Origin of the sequence: Variovorax sp. Varisp41 (assembly GCF_047325085.1) — a bacterium.
Lineage (GTDB): Bacteria > Pseudomonadota > Gammaproteobacteria > Burkholderiales > Burkholderiaceae_C > Variovorax.
The window spans coordinates 3332150-3347144 of the sequence record NZ_CP168540.1 but is presented as its reverse complement, the minus strand read 5'-3'; the positions used below and the strand labels follow the sequence as shown (position 1 = coordinate 3347144).

The 14995-nt window shown below is 64.6% G+C and carries 16 protein-coding genes; 9 read left to right on the top strand and 7 right to left on the bottom strand.

What is annotated here, in order from left to right; translation table 11 throughout:
• The first annotated feature begins 225 nt into the window (after positions 1 to 225).
• Entirely contained in the window at positions 226 to 606 is a 381-nt protein-coding gene (locus tag ACEN9J_RS15520; RefSeq protein ID WP_057597225.1) for a hypothetical protein, read from the top strand.
• Positions 607 to 699: 93 nt separating this feature from the next.
• Here ACEN9J_RS15520 and dkgB read toward each other — a convergent pair whose 3' ends face one another.
• The 4 genes from dkgB to ACEN9J_RS15500 all read right to left on the bottom strand — a co-directional run bounded on the left by dkgB (position 700) and on the right by ACEN9J_RS15500 (position 5247).
• On the bottom strand, positions 700 to 1524 hold the full coding sequence (dkgB, locus tag ACEN9J_RS15515) for a 2,5-didehydrogluconate reductase DkgB (RefSeq protein ID WP_413764515.1): 825 nt from the start codon (positions 1522 to 1524) through the stop codon (positions 700 to 702).
• Positions 1525 to 1650: 126 nt separating this feature from the next.
• Positions 1651 to 2853, bottom strand: a complete 1203-nt coding sequence (locus ACEN9J_RS15510) for an MFS transporter (RefSeq protein ID WP_413764514.1) — start codon at positions 2851 to 2853, stop codon at positions 1651 to 1653.
• A gap of 145 nt (positions 2854 to 2998) precedes the next feature.
• A complete protein-coding gene (locus ACEN9J_RS15505) occupies positions 2999 to 3979 on the bottom strand; it encodes a DNA-processing protein DprA (RefSeq protein ID WP_413764513.1) in 981 nt (326 codons plus the stop codon).
• The gene (locus tag ACEN9J_RS15500; RefSeq protein ID WP_413764512.1) at positions 3976 to 5247 is read right to left on the bottom strand and encodes an HAD hydrolase-like protein; all 1272 of its coding nucleotides are present in this window, start codon (positions 5245 to 5247) and stop codon (positions 3976 to 3978) included. The genes ACEN9J_RS15505 and ACEN9J_RS15500 overlap by 4 nt, the downstream gene beginning before the upstream one ends.
• A 392-nt stretch (positions 5248 to 5639) precedes the next feature.
• Here ACEN9J_RS15500 and ACEN9J_RS15495 point away from each other — a divergent pair, with 392 nt between their 5' ends.
• Positions 5640 to 5975, top strand: a complete 336-nt coding sequence (locus ACEN9J_RS15495) for a hypothetical protein (RefSeq protein WP_413764511.1) — start codon at positions 5640 to 5642, stop codon at positions 5973 to 5975.
• Between the two features lie 58 nt (positions 5976 to 6033).
• Here ACEN9J_RS15495 and ACEN9J_RS15490 read toward each other — a convergent pair whose 3' ends face one another.
• Entirely contained in the window at positions 6034 to 6882 is an 849-nt protein-coding gene (locus tag ACEN9J_RS15490) for an alpha/beta hydrolase (protein ID WP_412179317.1), read from the bottom strand.
• 217 nt (positions 6883 to 7099) lie between these two features.
• On the opposite strand from ACEN9J_RS15490, the gene ACEN9J_RS15485 reads away from it, so the two are divergent.
• Positions 7100 to 7735, top strand: coding sequence for a 2-hydroxychromene-2-carboxylate isomerase (locus ACEN9J_RS15485; protein WP_413764510.1), 636 nt, complete (start codon positions 7100 to 7102; stop codon positions 7733 to 7735).
• A gap of 24 nt (positions 7736 to 7759) precedes the next feature.
• Here the strand turns inward: ACEN9J_RS15485 and ACEN9J_RS15480 are convergent, their stop codons facing one another.
• Positions 7760 to 8077, bottom strand: coding sequence for a hypothetical protein (locus ACEN9J_RS15480; protein WP_261211350.1), 318 nt, complete (start codon positions 8075 to 8077; stop codon positions 7760 to 7762).
• A gap of 70 nt (positions 8078 to 8147) precedes the next feature.
• On the bottom strand, positions 8148 to 9065 hold the full coding sequence (locus ACEN9J_RS15475) for a LysR family transcriptional regulator (RefSeq protein ID WP_413764509.1): 918 nt from the start codon (positions 9063 to 9065) through the stop codon (positions 8148 to 8150).
• A 194-nt stretch (positions 9066 to 9259) separates the two neighbouring features.
• Here ACEN9J_RS15475 and ACEN9J_RS15470 point away from each other — a divergent pair, with 194 nt between their 5' ends.
• From ACEN9J_RS15470 to ACEN9J_RS15445, 6 genes are all read left to right on the top strand, one after another.
• Positions 9260 to 9979: a pirin family protein gene (locus ACEN9J_RS15470; protein ID WP_413764508.1), complete on the top strand. Its 720-nt coding sequence runs from the start codon at positions 9260 to 9262 to the stop codon at positions 9977 to 9979.
• A gap of 54 nt (positions 9980 to 10033) precedes the next feature.
• Complete coding sequence (locus ACEN9J_RS15465) at positions 10034 to 10687, top strand: hydrolase (RefSeq protein ID WP_413764507.1); 654 nt, start codon at positions 10034 to 10036, stop codon at positions 10685 to 10687.
• Between the two features lie 42 nt (positions 10688 to 10729).
• Positions 10730 to 11017: a DUF1427 family protein gene (locus tag ACEN9J_RS15460; protein WP_057597235.1), complete on the top strand. Its 288-nt coding sequence runs from the start codon at positions 10730 to 10732 to the stop codon at positions 11015 to 11017.
• 80 nt (positions 11018 to 11097) lie between these two features.
• Complete coding sequence (locus tag ACEN9J_RS15455; RefSeq protein WP_413764570.1) at positions 11098 to 13005, top strand: amidohydrolase; 1908 nt, start codon at positions 11098 to 11100, stop codon at positions 13003 to 13005.
• Positions 13006 to 13010: 5 nt separating this feature from the next.
• Positions 13011 to 13409, top strand: coding sequence for a DoxX family protein (locus ACEN9J_RS15450; RefSeq protein ID WP_413764506.1), 399 nt, complete (start codon positions 13011 to 13013; stop codon positions 13407 to 13409).
• Positions 13402 to 14988, top strand: a complete 1587-nt coding sequence (locus tag ACEN9J_RS15445; RefSeq protein WP_413764505.1) for an MFS transporter — start codon at positions 13402 to 13404, stop codon at positions 14986 to 14988. Before ACEN9J_RS15450 ends, ACEN9J_RS15445 begins: the two co-directional genes overlap by 8 nt.
• Positions 14989 to 14995 lie beyond the last annotated feature (7 nt).

Sequence of the window (14995 nt, the reverse complement as noted above, 5' to 3'; positions counted from 1 at the left end):
GCGTGCCGCATTCTGCCCAAGCCAGGGGGCAGGGCGCGGCGCCTCGGCATGGCGATGCAATTTACTGTGAGCGTTCGCCCCCACGGATACACAGGCATACGCAACCGCGTTCGCGAGGGGCGTGCCGCTCAAACAATCACTTCCGTCAGCAGCAACAACCCTCTCCTTCCGCCACTGACGACTGTCCGTCTCCTTCTTTTTCTTCAACCTTCGAGAAAGTCCATCATGAAGTCTTCCGTCCTCCTCTCCGTCGCCGTCCTCGCTTCCGTGTTCTCGCTCGGCGCCAGCGCCGAGCAATACCAGGGCGTGCTGCAGTTCCAGTCGACCGCGAGCCGCGCCGATGTGCGTGCCCAGGCCGTGGTCGCCGCCCACAGCGAAGACCCGTACAGCGAAGCCGCCCAGGCCGGCGTGCCGCCGGTGTTCCAGAGCCAGGTCGCCCGTTCGGACGCCCGCTCGCAGGCCGTGGCCGCCGCACGTGCCGGCAACCTCTATGGCGACGTGAGCGGCGATGGCGTGGCCCGTGTCGTGGCCGGCAACGTCGACCGCCAGGCCGTGCGTGCCGAGGCGCGCGCCACGGCGGCGCGTGGCGTCAGCGAAGGTTCTTGATGCGGGCAGCATGCCGCGCCTCGGGCGCAGCAGCTCCAGCGTGCGGGCCGGCCTTCATGGTGCGGCCCGCCGCGCTTTCTCTTTCTTGTTCCCTCAATCCCACGCCGGCGACAGCCCGGCCGGATCCGTCAGCCGCTCGCCACGGTCGAGCGCCGCGATCTGCGCCATCTCCGCGTCGCTGAGCCGAAGCTGCTGTGCCTTGAGGTTGCTCTCGAGGTTCGCGCGCTTGGTCGACGACGGAATCACCGCATAGCCCAGCTGCATCGCCCAGGCCAGCACCACCTGCGCGGTGGTCGCGCCATGCACCTTGGCAATCGCCTCGATCGCGGGGTCGTTGATGACCTTGCCGTAGGCCAGTGTCATGTACGAGGTGATGTGGATGCCCTGGCTCTTCGCGAACTCGGCCACCTTGCGGTTCTGCAGGTAGGGGTGCAGCTCGACCTGGTTGGTGGCGATCTGCGCCGCGCCCACGGCCGCGATGGCTTCCTTCATCAGCGCGATGTTGAAGTTCGACACGCCGATGCGTTTGGTGAGCCCCTGCGCCTTGGCCTCGGCCAGCGCGCCCATGAACTCGGCCACCGGCACCGCGTTGCCGGGCGAGGGCCAGTGGATCAGCGTCAGGTCGACGTGATCGGTGCGCAGCTTCGCGAGGCTGTCCTTGAGGCTGGGCACCAGCTTGTCCTTGGCGTAGTTGTCGGTCCAGATCTTGGTGGTGACGAACAGCTCGCCGCGCGCCACGCCGCTTTCGGCGATGGCCTGGCCCACCTCGGCTTCGTTGCCATAGATCTGGGCCGTGTCGATGGTGCGGTAGCCGAGCTCGAGGCCGGTCTTCACCGAGTCGATGACCACCTGACCCTTGAGGCGGAAGGTGCCGAGGCCGAAGGCGGGGATGGGGGAGGGGGTGTTGTCGTTGCTCATGGTGGGGTCCTTGGTTGAGAAGTACGTGGGTCGAATCGATCGACCGGTGAATGGATGGATGAATGAAGACGAAAGAAGAGAGAAGACGCCGCGCCCTCGTCGCGCGGCGAAGGCGCGCACCGCGCCTCAGTGTCCGACCGGCACCGGCCCCGAGGCGCGCACCGGGATGCCGCCGCGGCGGTCGAGCACGCCGCTCCACTGCGTGAGCGCCAGCGACACCAGCACCACCAGCGCCCCGATCCAGGGCGTGTGCATCAGGCCGAGGTGCGTGACGATCAGGCCGCCGGCCCAGGCCGCGCCGGCAATGCCGAGGTTGAAGGCCGCGATGTTCAGGCCCGAGGCCACGTCGACCGCCTGCGGCGTGAAGCGTTCGGCCTGCTTCACCACGTAGACCTGCAGGCCCGGCACGTTGCCGAAGGCCACCGCGCCCCACAGCAGCACCGCCACCACGGCAAACCACTTGTGCGGCGCCGCGAAGTTGAACAGCAGCAGCACCGCGGCCAGCAGCGCGAAGATGATCTTCAGCGCCGGGATCGGGCCCAGCCGGTCGGCCAGCTTGCCGCCCCAGATGTTGCCCACCGCCACCGACACGCCGTAGACCAGCATCACCCAGCCCACCGCGCCCGCGCTGAAGCCGGCCACGTCGGTCAGGATCGGCGCGAGAAAGGTGAAGGGAATGAACGAGCCGCCGTAGCCGATGGCCGTCTTGGCATACACGAGCAGCAGGCGCGGCTCGGCCAGCACCTTGGCCTGCTGCGCCAGCGAGGCCGGCGCCGTGTGGCGGATGTCGCTGGGCACGAAGATCCAGCTGCCCACGAAGGCGATCACGCCGAGCGCCGACACCGCGAGGAAGGTTTCACGCCAGCCGAAGTGCTGTCCGATGAAGGTGCCCAGCGGCACGCCCGTGACCAGCGCCACCGTGAGGCCCGTGAACATGATCGCGATCGCGCTGGCCGCCTTTTCCTTGGGCACCAGGCCGGTGGCGATGGTCGAGCCGATCGAGAAGAACACCCCGTGTGCCAGCCCCGTGAGGATGCGCGCGGCCACCAGCGTTTCGTAGCTCGGCGCCTTCCAGGCCAGCAGGTTGCCGACCGTGAACAGCGCCATCAGGCCCAGCAGCAGCGCCTTGCGCGGCAGCTTGCCCGTGAGCGCGGTGAGCACCGGCGCGCCGATGGCCACGCCCAGTGCATAGAGGCTGACCAGCAGGCCGGCGGAGGGAAGGCCGATGCCTAAATCGGCGGCGACCGTGGGGATGAGGCCAACGATGACGAACTCTGTGGTTCCGATGGCGAAGGCGCTGAGGGTTAGCGCTAGTAGGGCGATGGGCATGGGGCACTCCTTCTGGGATGTGAAGGAGTGTCTTGCGAATACCTTTGCAAATTAAGAGGGATGAAGGCAGAAGATACTTGCTCTGGATTCAAATATCGAGAGCGGCTCACACAAAAGAGTCTGATTTCCCCGTGCTAGTGAGAGCTTAAGAGATTGGCTCTAAGTGATCAGGCTCCAAATTGTTGGTCACCCTTTCAATAAGCGCAGGATAGTCTTCTTTTGAATTAATAGAGAATACGAGGCGTACCTGCGACGGGGGGCATTTCAATAATTGAGATTTCTTGCCTTCATCTGTGCCGCAGAGTATTTCATTTGCTGAGCATTTGGGCTCAAGATTCGTTGAGTCAAGCCGTGTTGGTTTTGGTACGGCTAAAACTCGACCATACTCAATCGCAGCTCTCGATGCATGCAAACTTCCCCCGGTTACGTCTGATTGAATCATCACCACTCCTCGGCTCAATCCAGCTTGAATCCGATCTCGTTTGACATACTGATAAGGCATTGGAAATATGCCAAAGCCATATTCGGTAACTAAGGCCCCACCTTCATCAACGATTTGGCTAGCAAGTTTCGAATGCTGTTTGGGAGCAACGGTCTGAAGGCCATGCGCTAAAACTGCGACTGTATGTCCTCCCGCTGCGAGTGCCGTTCGATGTGCCAACGCATCGCAACCTAAAGCAAGACCGCTTACGACGCTCCAGCCGTTTCGGGAAAAAACTTCTGTGATCCGCTCACCGACGATTACCCCGTGTTGTGTAGGCTGGCGGGTTCCAATAATTGAAATTGATTTTTCAGGCTTGCTATGGAATTTGCCGATGACATAAATAATTAGCGGCGCATCAAACGTATTTTTCAATAATTTTGGGAAATCAAAATCTAAGATGGAAAGTATTTTGGCGCTCGATTTTTCGGCCGCTAGTATTTGTTTTTCTGCAAACTCTCTCGCCGACAAAATGTTAGCCATCAATTCCGAGGCTGGCTTCTTCAAGATTAGCTCGGCCAACTGCTGGACCGTTGCGTCCCGAAAGGAGGGAGTAAAAGCAAGTTTCCCTAGCTTTGCTGGGCCAACTCCTCTTAGGTGAAGGAGTTGCAATAGTTTGAATGTGTTTTCAGAGGCCGTGCTCATGGACTGATTGCTTGCGCGAAGGCGATCGAAGTAACGCTTAACGCACCGGCTTCCATTAGAAGTTTTTGTGCGAAGTAGATGGTGGCACCGGTCGTGAGTACGTCGTCAAGCAAAATGACGTGTTTGCCATCGATGGATTCACTATCTGTAAGTTCCAAGTGGTCGCGAACATTTTTAAATCTGGCAGCCAATTTTAAGTGATCGCCATGATGAGATTGAACGCCCGCAGAAAACAAAAAACAGTCAGGTGCAAAACTAACGTTGGCTCGCTTAAGAAGAGGTTTGTCTGAATGGGCTTCTCTTAATTGATCGAGAAAGCCTTCCATTCTTCTAGGGCGGCCAGGCTTGCGAGGTATACAGGTTACTACGACAGATGGCGCACGGGGAGTAAACAAAATTAGGGCATTATTATTGTTTTGTACAAATGCTTCTTTTATTGCCACGACTGTTGCGGCGACAACTTCGTCAGGAAATTCTACTTGTTCTTTGAGGTTGTCAATGACCTCCGTGAGCGGATGCCAATAACGGCGATCATCAAAAATTTCATATTTTGTGAAGATGCGCCCGCATACATATACGACGCACCTTCCTTCGGAGCCTTCCAAATTACAAAATTTCCAGACTTTGTGAATCTTGTCTAACTCTGTGTTTGGTGAGTCTTCTTCTTGGTTTATGTGCGCTTCTAGGTTCCAAAGATGGTCTTCTGGGTTTTTTAAAACCTCTAGCAATTTTTTTGGATCTTTCGCCTCTAGGTCAGGCATTTGATTTTTCGCTGCCCAATGAGAGGGATTCCAATTGCGAGGCCAGCCGTTTGTAAAAAGGACTGCCCAGACTCCAGCTTGGTACGCTGCCTTAATATCCTTTTCTCCATCTCCAATCATAGCGATGTATTCGCCATCAGTTCGATCTAATTCAACGCTCTCCATGATGTCGTGTATGCCCTGAGGGTCTGGCTTTGTTTGTCGAACATCTTCGAAGCCCACGATTTTTGTCCATTTAATATTTGGATAGGCGAAATCAAGTATTGTTTTTGCGTAAAATCTTGGGGCCGTTGTAAAAACAGCGAACTCTGCGTCGGGAAATTCTTCTTGTAAATTCGAAATGGATTCTTCGTCAATGAGAATTTCAAGATCGTCCTCTAAGGCGGAGAGGAGTGTCTTCTTATATTCTTTTGAATTGTCGTGCAGATTTTCTCTGCCACGAAATTTTTCAAGATGGTCGCTATGGACTAGAGTATTGTCCAGATCAAAGATAAAAAGTTTCCACATGGTTCTACCTCCTGTGTCGGAAGGTAACATGGGAGCAAACGGCTAACAATCGTCATTTCGTACGAATCCATTAGTATTAATACCTAGGGTTGCCGTTGTGTCGTTGGAAGCGGCGCGAGCGCAATAATGTTTTGGATCTTGTTTCTTGTTTGTAAGTGTGTCGAGAGCTTTTTTTATCTTGTTTCGATGATTGATGGTTGAGGCGATCGGTTTTGAATTGTTGCTGATTTGTGATTTTGGAGTTTGCAAATCTTTGAAATTGTGCTGCGATGGGAGGGTTTAGTATTGCAGCCTTTGCGAAGGCTGGTCAAAAGCGGTGATATGGATTTTGTTGTTGTTTGTCGGCGCCAGTTTGCGAAGTGGATCGTCCTTTAATTAAATTGGAGGTTTGAATGGCCAAGCGAACAACTTCATTTCGAAAGATGAATAAGTTATCTATTCGATTTACCCTTGATGCGGCGGGGTTAGCTCTCCAAACCTGCGACGACGCCGACCACCTCAACGAAGTCCTCCGCGCCTACACCGCGCTGGAAAAGCTGGTCGAACCCGCCAGCCTCCACGACTGCGAAACCCTCACCCCATCTCGCACCGAACTCAGCGCCTTGCTGCGCCTGCTCAACCAGGCCCTGATGTTCCGCATCGACACGATCCACGCCGCGGCCCTCACGCTGCGCGAATCGATCGAAGACGCGAGCCAGCCCCCGACCCCGGCCACCGCCGCGCCATGAAAAAAGCCGCCGGCAAAACCGGCGGCTTTCACGCATCGATCAGTCGCCAGGCGCCGACTCAAGCCGCCATCGGCTCCGGCAACACCGACGTCAACGCGAAGTCGATCAGCCGCAGCCAGGTTTCCTCCAACCCCATGATGTTGTGGTGGTCGGAGTTCGCCACGGTCTTCACGCTCACGGGCGTGGGCCAGGCGTCGATGAGCTTCTGCGAGCGCTCGTGCAGCACCACGTCGTCGCGCTCGGCCAGCAGCACCTGGGTCTTGGCGGCGACCTCCTTGCTGTGCTCGATCGAATTGAAGCGATGGCGCAGCAGCAGCGACAGCGGCACGAGCGGAAAGCGCTTCTTCGCGACTTCGAGCATGGAGTCGTAGGGCGTCACGAGCTGCAGGCTCTCGAAGGGCTGGCGCGCCGACAGCTGGATGGCGACGCCGGTGCCGAGGCTGCGGCCGACGACGTGCAGGCGCGCCTGCGGGAAGGCGCGGCGCAGGTGGCGCGCGAACTGCTCGGCGTCGGCCACGGAGGCGACCTCCGACGGGCTGCCCTGCGAGTCGGCCACGCCGCGGTAGTTGATGGCGGCCATGCCGAAGCCCTCGGGCAGCCAGTGCAGGGCCTGGGCGGTCACGCGCACGTCCTCGCCGCGGCCGGCCAGGTAGAGGAAGAGGTCCTGCACGGCGGCCTCGCCCTGCGGGTGGTAGACGTAGCCGCGCACCATGCCGCCGGGCACGGGGTGCGAGTAGGTGGAGAAGTCTTCCGACAGATGCACCACGGGCCGCTTGCGGGCATTGAAGAGGATGTGGCCCTGGCGCGTGGCCAGCAGGGTCCAGTAGGCGGCGAGGCTGCCGATGACGGCGGCCGAGGTCGACAGGGCGAAGCGGGCGATTCTTGCGTTGGTGTTGTATGAGGGCAAAGGGGCTCCCGAGAAAAAGGCCGGCATGTGTGATGCGGGCGGGAAGGCGATAGTTTCGCCGCGTTGGGAAGACAGCGCGTAGCGCGGTGTATGACGGTGTTCGCCGATGTACGGCGAGGTTGGCTGCGCGATGTGGAACGCGGCGCCGCGCGACGCCGGTTTTTTTGTCGGCTTGCGCTGACGCCGGGCGCCAGGGCGCTGCAGATAATCCGGCCCCATGACGACCCTTGCCCTCGACTGCTTCTACAGCCTCTCCTCGCCCTGGGCCTACCTCGGTGGCCCGCAGTTGCAGGACATCGTGCGCCGCCACCACGTGCGGCTGGCGCTCAAGCCCTACGACTTCCAGGCAGTGGTGCCGCAGACCGGCGGCATTCCGCTGAAGACGCGGCCCGAGCCGCGCCGCACGTACCACGCGCTCGAGCTGGCGCGCTGGCGCGACTACCTCGGCATGCCGCTGAACCTGGAGCCGGCGCACTATCCGAAGGGCGCGCCGAGCGACCCGAACTGGAACAAGTACGCGGGCTGGATGGTGATCGCGGCGCAGGTGCAGGGGCTCGATGCGCTGCCGCTCTCGCATGCGCTGCTGCGCGCGCTGTGGGCCGAGGAGCGCAACACGGCCGAGGCGGCGGTGCGCATCGCGGTGGCCGACGAGAACGGCTACGACGGCGCGACCCTGCAGGCGATGGAGCAGTCGGCCGAGGTGCTGGCCGTGTACCGCGCCAACAGCGCGGAGGCGGTGGAGCTCGGCGTGTTCGGGGCGCCGACCTTCATCCTCGGCGACGAGCGCTTCTGGGGGCAGGACCGGCTGGGGTTTCTCGACCGGGCGCTCGACAAGCTGCGCGCGGCGGACTGAGGCCCCCGGCAAGGCGGGCAGGGCTCAGGCCGCGAGCCGCAGCCAGATCCACGCCTCGGGCGCCTCGTCGAGCAGGCGGCTGGCCTTCCAGATGTTGCGCCCGCGCAGGTTGGAACCGCACTCGAGGCCGAGCTGGCCGCCCTCGGGCGCGAAGAACTCCAGCAGGTTCGAGCTGCACCAGTCGATGCGCAACTGCAGGGTGTGCGAGCCGGCCTCGACCTCGGTCTCGAAGCGGCCGCCGTTGCCGATGGTGCCAGCCTCCTCGCCGTCGATCAGCACCTTGTACTTGCGCGTGAAATCCATGAAGCCGCTGTCGCGGCGCAGCACGATCCGTGTCCTCATGGTGCCGATCCTCGCTTGAAACCGTTCGCGCGCGAAGGCCGCTCATGCCGCATGCATGTCGGCCATCGGCTCATTGCACCCACATCGAGCGCGGCAGCAGCGCCGGCACCAGCGCCCGGTTGAGCCGCTCACGCCACCAGCGCAGCGCCTGGCCCTTCGCGCCGGTCTTCCACGCGAGCCAGAAGGCCTCGGGCGGGCGCGGCTCCTCGGTGGGCAGTTCGACCAGGGTGCCGCGCGCGAGCTCGAGCGCGATGCAGGCGCGCGGCAGGTAGCCGTGGCCCAGGCCCTCGAGCTGGCAGGCGATCTTGGCGACCATCGAGGGCACGGTGATGCGCGGCTGCCCGGCCAGGAGGCCGACGGTGCGGTCCGACAGGGTGCGCGCGCTCTCGCCCACCACGATGGCGTTGTGCTCGAGCAGGTCGCCGCGCTGCAGCGGGCGGCCGATGCGCGTGAGCGGATGGGTGGGCGCGACGCAGAAGGCGAACTCGAGGCTGCCGACCTGCGTGGCCTGGTAGCCGCCGCCGGCCGGGCCTTCGCCCGCGGCGATGACGATGTCGGCGCGGCCCTCGCGCAGCGCCTCCCAGGTGCCGGTGAGGGCCTCGCAGCCGATGCGCAGCCGGGTGCCGCAGCGCAGGTCCTCGAAGGCGCGCACGTCGCCGATCAGGGCCTGGGTGGGAATCAGCGAGTCGTGCACCAGCCGCAACTCGGACTCGAAGCCGGTGGCGATCTGGCGCATGCGCGATTCGAGGTCGCTCGCGGCGCTCAGCAGCCAGCGGCCTTCCTTGAGCATTTCCTCGCCCGCGGCGGTGAGGGTGACGCGCGGGCCGTTGCGCTCGAACAGCAGCATGCCGAGCTGCTCCTCGAGCTTGCCCACGGCGTACGAGATGGTCGAGGGCACCTTGTTCAGGCGCGTGGCGGCGGCCGCGAAGGAGCCGTGGTGCGCGATGGCGTCGACGACCTCGATGGCTTCCAGGCTGAGCTTGAGCACGGGGCGGTTTCCTGTGGATGAGTACGAAGGTTGAACGATCGAAATAGATGATCGAAAACTTCGATCATAGAAGCTGAAAAGTTTCGCCGATGACCGGGTTTCGGCCCGCGATGATTGATCCATGCCTAGGGGATGAGCCCCGAAGGCGATTGTGAATCACATCGATCAAAAACGTCATCGAAAGGTCATCAACCATGTTGGAACTTCGCGCCGCCACCGACCGTGGAACCGCCAATTTCGGCTGGCTCCAGTCGCGCCACACCTTCTCCTTCGGCCACTACCACGACGCGCAGCAGCAGGGCTTCTCCGACCTGCTGGTGATCAACGACGACCGCGTGACGCCGGGCCGCGGCTTCGGCACCCATCCGCACCGCGACATGGAGATCTTTTCGTACGTGCTCGAAGGCGCGCTCGAACACAAGGACTCGATGGGCACGGGCTCGGTGATCCATCCGGGCGACGTGCAGATGATGAGCGCCGGCACGGGCGTGCGGCACAGCGAGTTCAACGCCTCGGCCGTGGACCCGGTGCATTTCCTGCAAATCTGGATCGTGCCCGGTGCGCGCGGCGTGGCGCCGCGCTACCAGCAGGTGCACTTCGGCGCCGAGCAAAAGCGCGGCCGGCTGCGGCTGATCATTTCGCCCGACGGCGACCAGGGCTCGCTCGCGGTGCACCAGGACGCCCGCGTCTACGCCGGCCTGTTCGACGGCGCCGAGACCGCTTCGCTGCAACTGGCCGCCGACCGCTATGCCTATGTGCACGTGGCCCGCGGCAGCGTGGAAGTCAACGGCCAGCGCATGGCCGAGGGCGACGGCGCCCGCATCCGCCTTGCGCAGCAGCTCGACTTTGCCAACGGCGACGACGCCGAGGTGCTGGTGTTCGACCTGCGGCCGAACGAGCTGCCGGCGCTCTGATTTCTTTTTTCCCCCTCTTTGTTTTCCCAACCTCGTTTTTTCAGGAGTCTTCCCATGTCCATCAAAGCCACCCCCACCGCCGGCGCCACCCTGCTGACCCCCACCGACCACGCGCTGGTGATGATCGACTTCCAGTCGCAGATGGCCTTCGCCACGCACTCGATCGACGCGGTGAACCTGCGCAACAACGCCGCGCTGGTGGCGCAGGCGGCGGCAGGATTCGGCGTGTCGACCATCCTCACGACCGTGGCCGAGAAGAGCTTCTCGGGCCCGATGTTCGACGAGATCACGGCGGCCTTCCCCGGGCAGAAGATGCTGGACCGCACCTCGATGAACACCTGGGAGGACGCGGCCGTGATCGAGCGCGTGAACCAGATCGGCAAGCCGCGCATCGTGCTCGCGGGCCTGTGGACCAGCGTGTGCATCGTGGGCCCGGCGCTGTCGGCGCTGGACCAGGGCTTCGAGGTCTACGTGATCGCCGATGCCTGCGGCGACGTGTCGGCCGAGGCGCACGAGCGCGCGATGCAGCGCATGGTGCAGGCCGGCGCGCGGCCGATGACTTCGCTGCAGTACCTGCTCGAGCTGCAGCGCGACTGGGCACGCGGCGACACCTACGAGCTCACGACCGGCATCGCGAAGAAGGTGGGCGGCGCCTACGGCATCGGCATCCACTACGCCAAGAGCATGTTCGGCGCCCACGAAGGCTGAGCCTCCGGCAACGAACGCAACAACGAACAGAGAGCGCCGGCCATGAAGCCCTATGTCGTCTCCCTTGCGCTGGGCCTGCTGGTCGGCGTGATCTACGCGCTGTTCCAGGTGCGCTCGCCGGCGCCGCCGGTGATCGCGCTGGTCGGCCTGCTCGGCATCCTGCTCGGCGAGCAGCTCCCGCCGCTGGTGCGGCAGGTGTTCGAGCGGCCCGCGGCCACCTCGTGGCTGCATCACCAGGTCAAGCCGCACGTGTTCGGCGAACTGCCGAAGTGCGTGCAGCCCGAAGCGGCGAAGACCGCCGCCCACTCGTCCGACAGGAGCGATGCATGAGCACCCCCGACCCGCAACGCCGCCAGCTCCTGGGCGCCCTCGGCGCCTTCGCCGCCACCTCCCTCGCATCCACCCCGACCATGGCCAACACACAGACCCCCGACCTCATCCTGCGCAACGGCCGCTTCACCACGCTGGACCGCGCCAACCCCACGGCCGATGCCGTGGCCATCAAGGACGGCCGCTACACCCGCGTGGGCCGCGCCGAAGACGTGCTGCCGCTGGCCGGCCCGAACACCCGCGTGATCGACCTGCAAGGCCAGCGCGTGCTGCCGGGGCTGATCGACAACCACCTGCACATCATCCGCGGTGGCCTCAACTACAACATGGAGCTGCGCTGGGACGGCGTGAGGAGCCTGGCCGACGCGATGGGCATGCTCAAGCGCCAGGTGGCGATCACGCCGGCGCCGCAGTGGGTGCGCGTGGTGGGCGGCTTCACCGAGCACCAGTTCGTGGAGAAGCGGCTGCCGACCATCGCCGAACTCAACGCGGTGGCGCCCGACACGCCGGTGTTCATCCTGCACCTGTACGACCGCGCGCTGCTCAACGGCGCCGCGCTGCGCGCCGTGGGCTACACCAAGGACACGCCGGCGCCGCACGGCGGCGAGATCGTGCGCGATGCCGCGGGCAACCCGACCGGCCTGCTGCTGGCCAAGCCCAATGCCGCGATCCTCTACGCCACCCTGGCCAAGGGGCCGAAGCTGCCCTTCGACTACCAGCTCAATTCCACGCGCCACTTCATGCGCGAGCTCAACCGCCTGGGCGTGACCGGCGCGCTCGACGCGGGCGGCGGCTTCCAGAACTATCCCGACGACTACGCCGTGATCCAGAAGCTGGCCGACGACGGGCAGCTCACGATCCGCCTGGCCTACAACCTGTTCACGCAGAAGGCCAAGGAGGAGAAGGCCGACTTCCTGAACTGGACCCGCACCTCGAAATACAAGCAGGGCGACGACTATTTCCGCCACAACGGCGCGGGCGAGATGCTGGTGTTCTCGGCCGCCGACTTCGAGGACTTCCGCGAGCCGCGGCCCGAGATGGGCCCCGAGATGGAAGGCGAGCTCGAGGAGGTGGTGCGCATCCTGGCGCAGAACCGCTGGCCCTGGCGCATGCACGCGACCTACGACGAGACCATCAGCCGTTCGCTCGACGTGTTCGAGAAGGTCAACAAGGACACGCCGCTGGCCGGCCTGAACTGGTTCTTCGACCATGCCGAGACGATCTCCGAGGAGTCGATGGACCGCATCGCCGCGCTCGGCGGCGGGGTGGCGGTGCAGCACCGCATGGCCTACCAGGGCGAGTACTTCGTCGAGCGCTACGGCGCGGGCGCGGCCGAGGCCACGCCGCCGGTCAAGAAGATGCTGGAGCGCGGGCTCAAGGTCTCGGCCGGCACCGACGCGACGCGCGTGGCTTCGTACAACCCGTGGGTGTCGCTGTCGTGGCTGGTCACGGGCAAGACGGTGGGCGGCATGCAGCTCTATCCGCAGCGCAACTGCCTCGACCGCGAGGGGGCGCTGCGCATGTGGACCGAGAACGTCACCTGGTTCTCGAACGAGGAGGGCAAGAAGGGCCGCATCCAGGCCGGCCAGCTCGCCGACCTGGTGGTGCCCGACCGCGACTACTTCGGCTGCGCCGAATCGGAGATCGCCGACATCACGGCGCTGCTGACGATGGTGGGCGGCAAGGTGGTCTATGGCGCGGGCCGCTTCGCGTCGCTCGACGAGGGCGCGCCGCCGCCCGCGATGCCGGACTGGTCGCCGGCGCGCACCTTCGGCGGCTATGCGGGCTGGGCCGACACCCAGGGCGTGCACGGTGCCGAGGGCGCGCCGATGCAGAAGGTCATGCGCAACGCGGCCGCGTCGTGCGGCTGCGCGAACAACTGCAACGTGCATGGCCACAGCCACGCGACGGCCTGGAGCAGCAAGCTGCCGATCGCCGACCTCAAGAGCTTCTGGGGCGCGCTGGGCTGCGCCTGCTGGGCGGTGTGATGGCGATGCGCTGGACCACCTCTTCGGCTGTGCGCTGGATCGCCTTGCTGCTGCTGTGCGCGGCCTACCTGCAGGGCGGGCTCAACAAGGCGATGGACTTCGACGCGGCGATCGCCGAGATGAACCACTTCGGCCTGTCGCCGGCCGGCCCGCTGGCCGCGGCGGTGATCGTGCTCGAGCTCGGCGCCGCGGCGCTGATCCTCGCGGGCTTCTGGCGCTGGCTCGGCGCGCTCGCGCTGGCGGGCTTCACGCTGATGGCGACCTTCGTCGCGTTGCGTTTCTGGGAGATGCCGCCGGGGCATGAGCGCTTCATGGCCGCCAACTCCTTCTTCGAACACCTGGGACTGGTCGGCGGCTTCGTGCTCGTGGCCTGGCTCGACCTCAAGGAACGCCGCGATGACTGAAGCCCTCAAGACCGCCAAGCCCGGCGCCTTCGCCCCGCTGCGCCAGCCGGTGTTCGCGGTGCTGTGGGCCGCCACGGTGCTCGGCAACATCGGCAGCTTCATGCGCGACGTGGCGAGCTCGTGGCTGGTGACCGACCTGTCGGCCAGCCCGACCGCGGTGGCGCTGATCCAGACCGCGGCAACGCTGCCGGTGTTCCTGCTGGCGATCCCGGCCGGCGTGCTGTCGGACATCCTCGACCGGCGCCGCTTCCTGATCTTCGTGCAGCTGGTGCTGGCGGCGGTCAGCGGCAGCCTGCTGGTGCTCTCGCACACCGGCGCGCTGACGGTCGAGTACCTGATCGCGCTGACCTTCGTGGGCGGCATCGGCGCGGCGCTGATGGGGCCGACCTGGCAGTCGATCGTGCCCGAGCTGGTGCCGCGTTCGGACCTCAAGGGCGCGGTGGCGCTGAACTCGCTGGGCATCAACATCGCGCGCTCGATCGGCCCGGCCGCGGGCGGGCTGATCCTCGCGAGCTTCGGCGCGGCCGTGACCTACGGCGTGGACGTGCTGAGCTATGTGTTCGTGATCGCGGCGCTGCTGTGGTGGAAGCGGCCGGCGGCCGTCGACAGCGGGCTGTCGGAGAACTTCCTCGGTGCCTTCCGCGCCGGCCTGCGCTACACGCGCTCGAGCAAGGAGCTGCACGTGGTGCTGCTGCGCGCGGCGGTGTTCTTCCTGTTCGCGAGCTCGGTGTGGGCGTTGCTGCCGCTGGTGGCGCGCCAGATGCTCGGCGGCAGCGCCGGCTTCTACGGCGTGCTGCTGGGCGCGGTGGGCGCGGGCGCCATCGGCGGCGCGCTGCTGATGCCGCGGATGCGCGAGCGGCTCGATGCCGACGGCATGCTGCTGCTGGCCTCGGCGCTGACGGCGGCGGTGATGGGCGCGCTGGTGCTGGCGCCGCCCCAGTGGCTGGCCGTGGCGCTGCTGCTGGTGCTGGGCCTGGGCTGGATCGTGGCGCTGACCACGCTCAACAGCGTGGCGCAGTCGATCCTGCCGAACTGGGTGCGCGGACGCGGCCTGGCGGTCTACCTCACGGTGTTCAACGGCGCGATGGCCGCGGGCAGCCTGGGCTGGGGCCTGGTGGCGCAGCAGATCGGCGTGCCGTTCACGCTGGTGGCGGGCGCGGTGGGGCTGGTGGTGGCGGGATTGATCTTCCACCGCGTGAAGCTGCCCGCGGGCGAGGCCGACCTGCAGGCCTCGAACCACTGGCCCGAACCGCTGGTGGCCGAGCCCGTGGCGCACGACCGCGGGCCCGTGATGATCCAGGTCGAGTACCGCATCCGCAAGGACGACCGGCCCGCCTTCATGGCCGCGATGAAGCGCCTGTCGCTCGAACGCCGCCGCGACGGCGCCTATGCCTGGGGCCTGCACGAGCACACGGCCGACCCGGAACGGATCATGGAATGGTTCCTCGTCGAGTCGTGGGCCGAGCACCTGCGCCAGCACCACCGCGTGTCGCAGGCCGATGCGGGCCTGCAGGGCGAGGCGCTGCGCTTCCATGTCGGGCCGGGCAAGCCGGAGGTGCATCACTTCCTGTCGCTCTGAGCTTTCT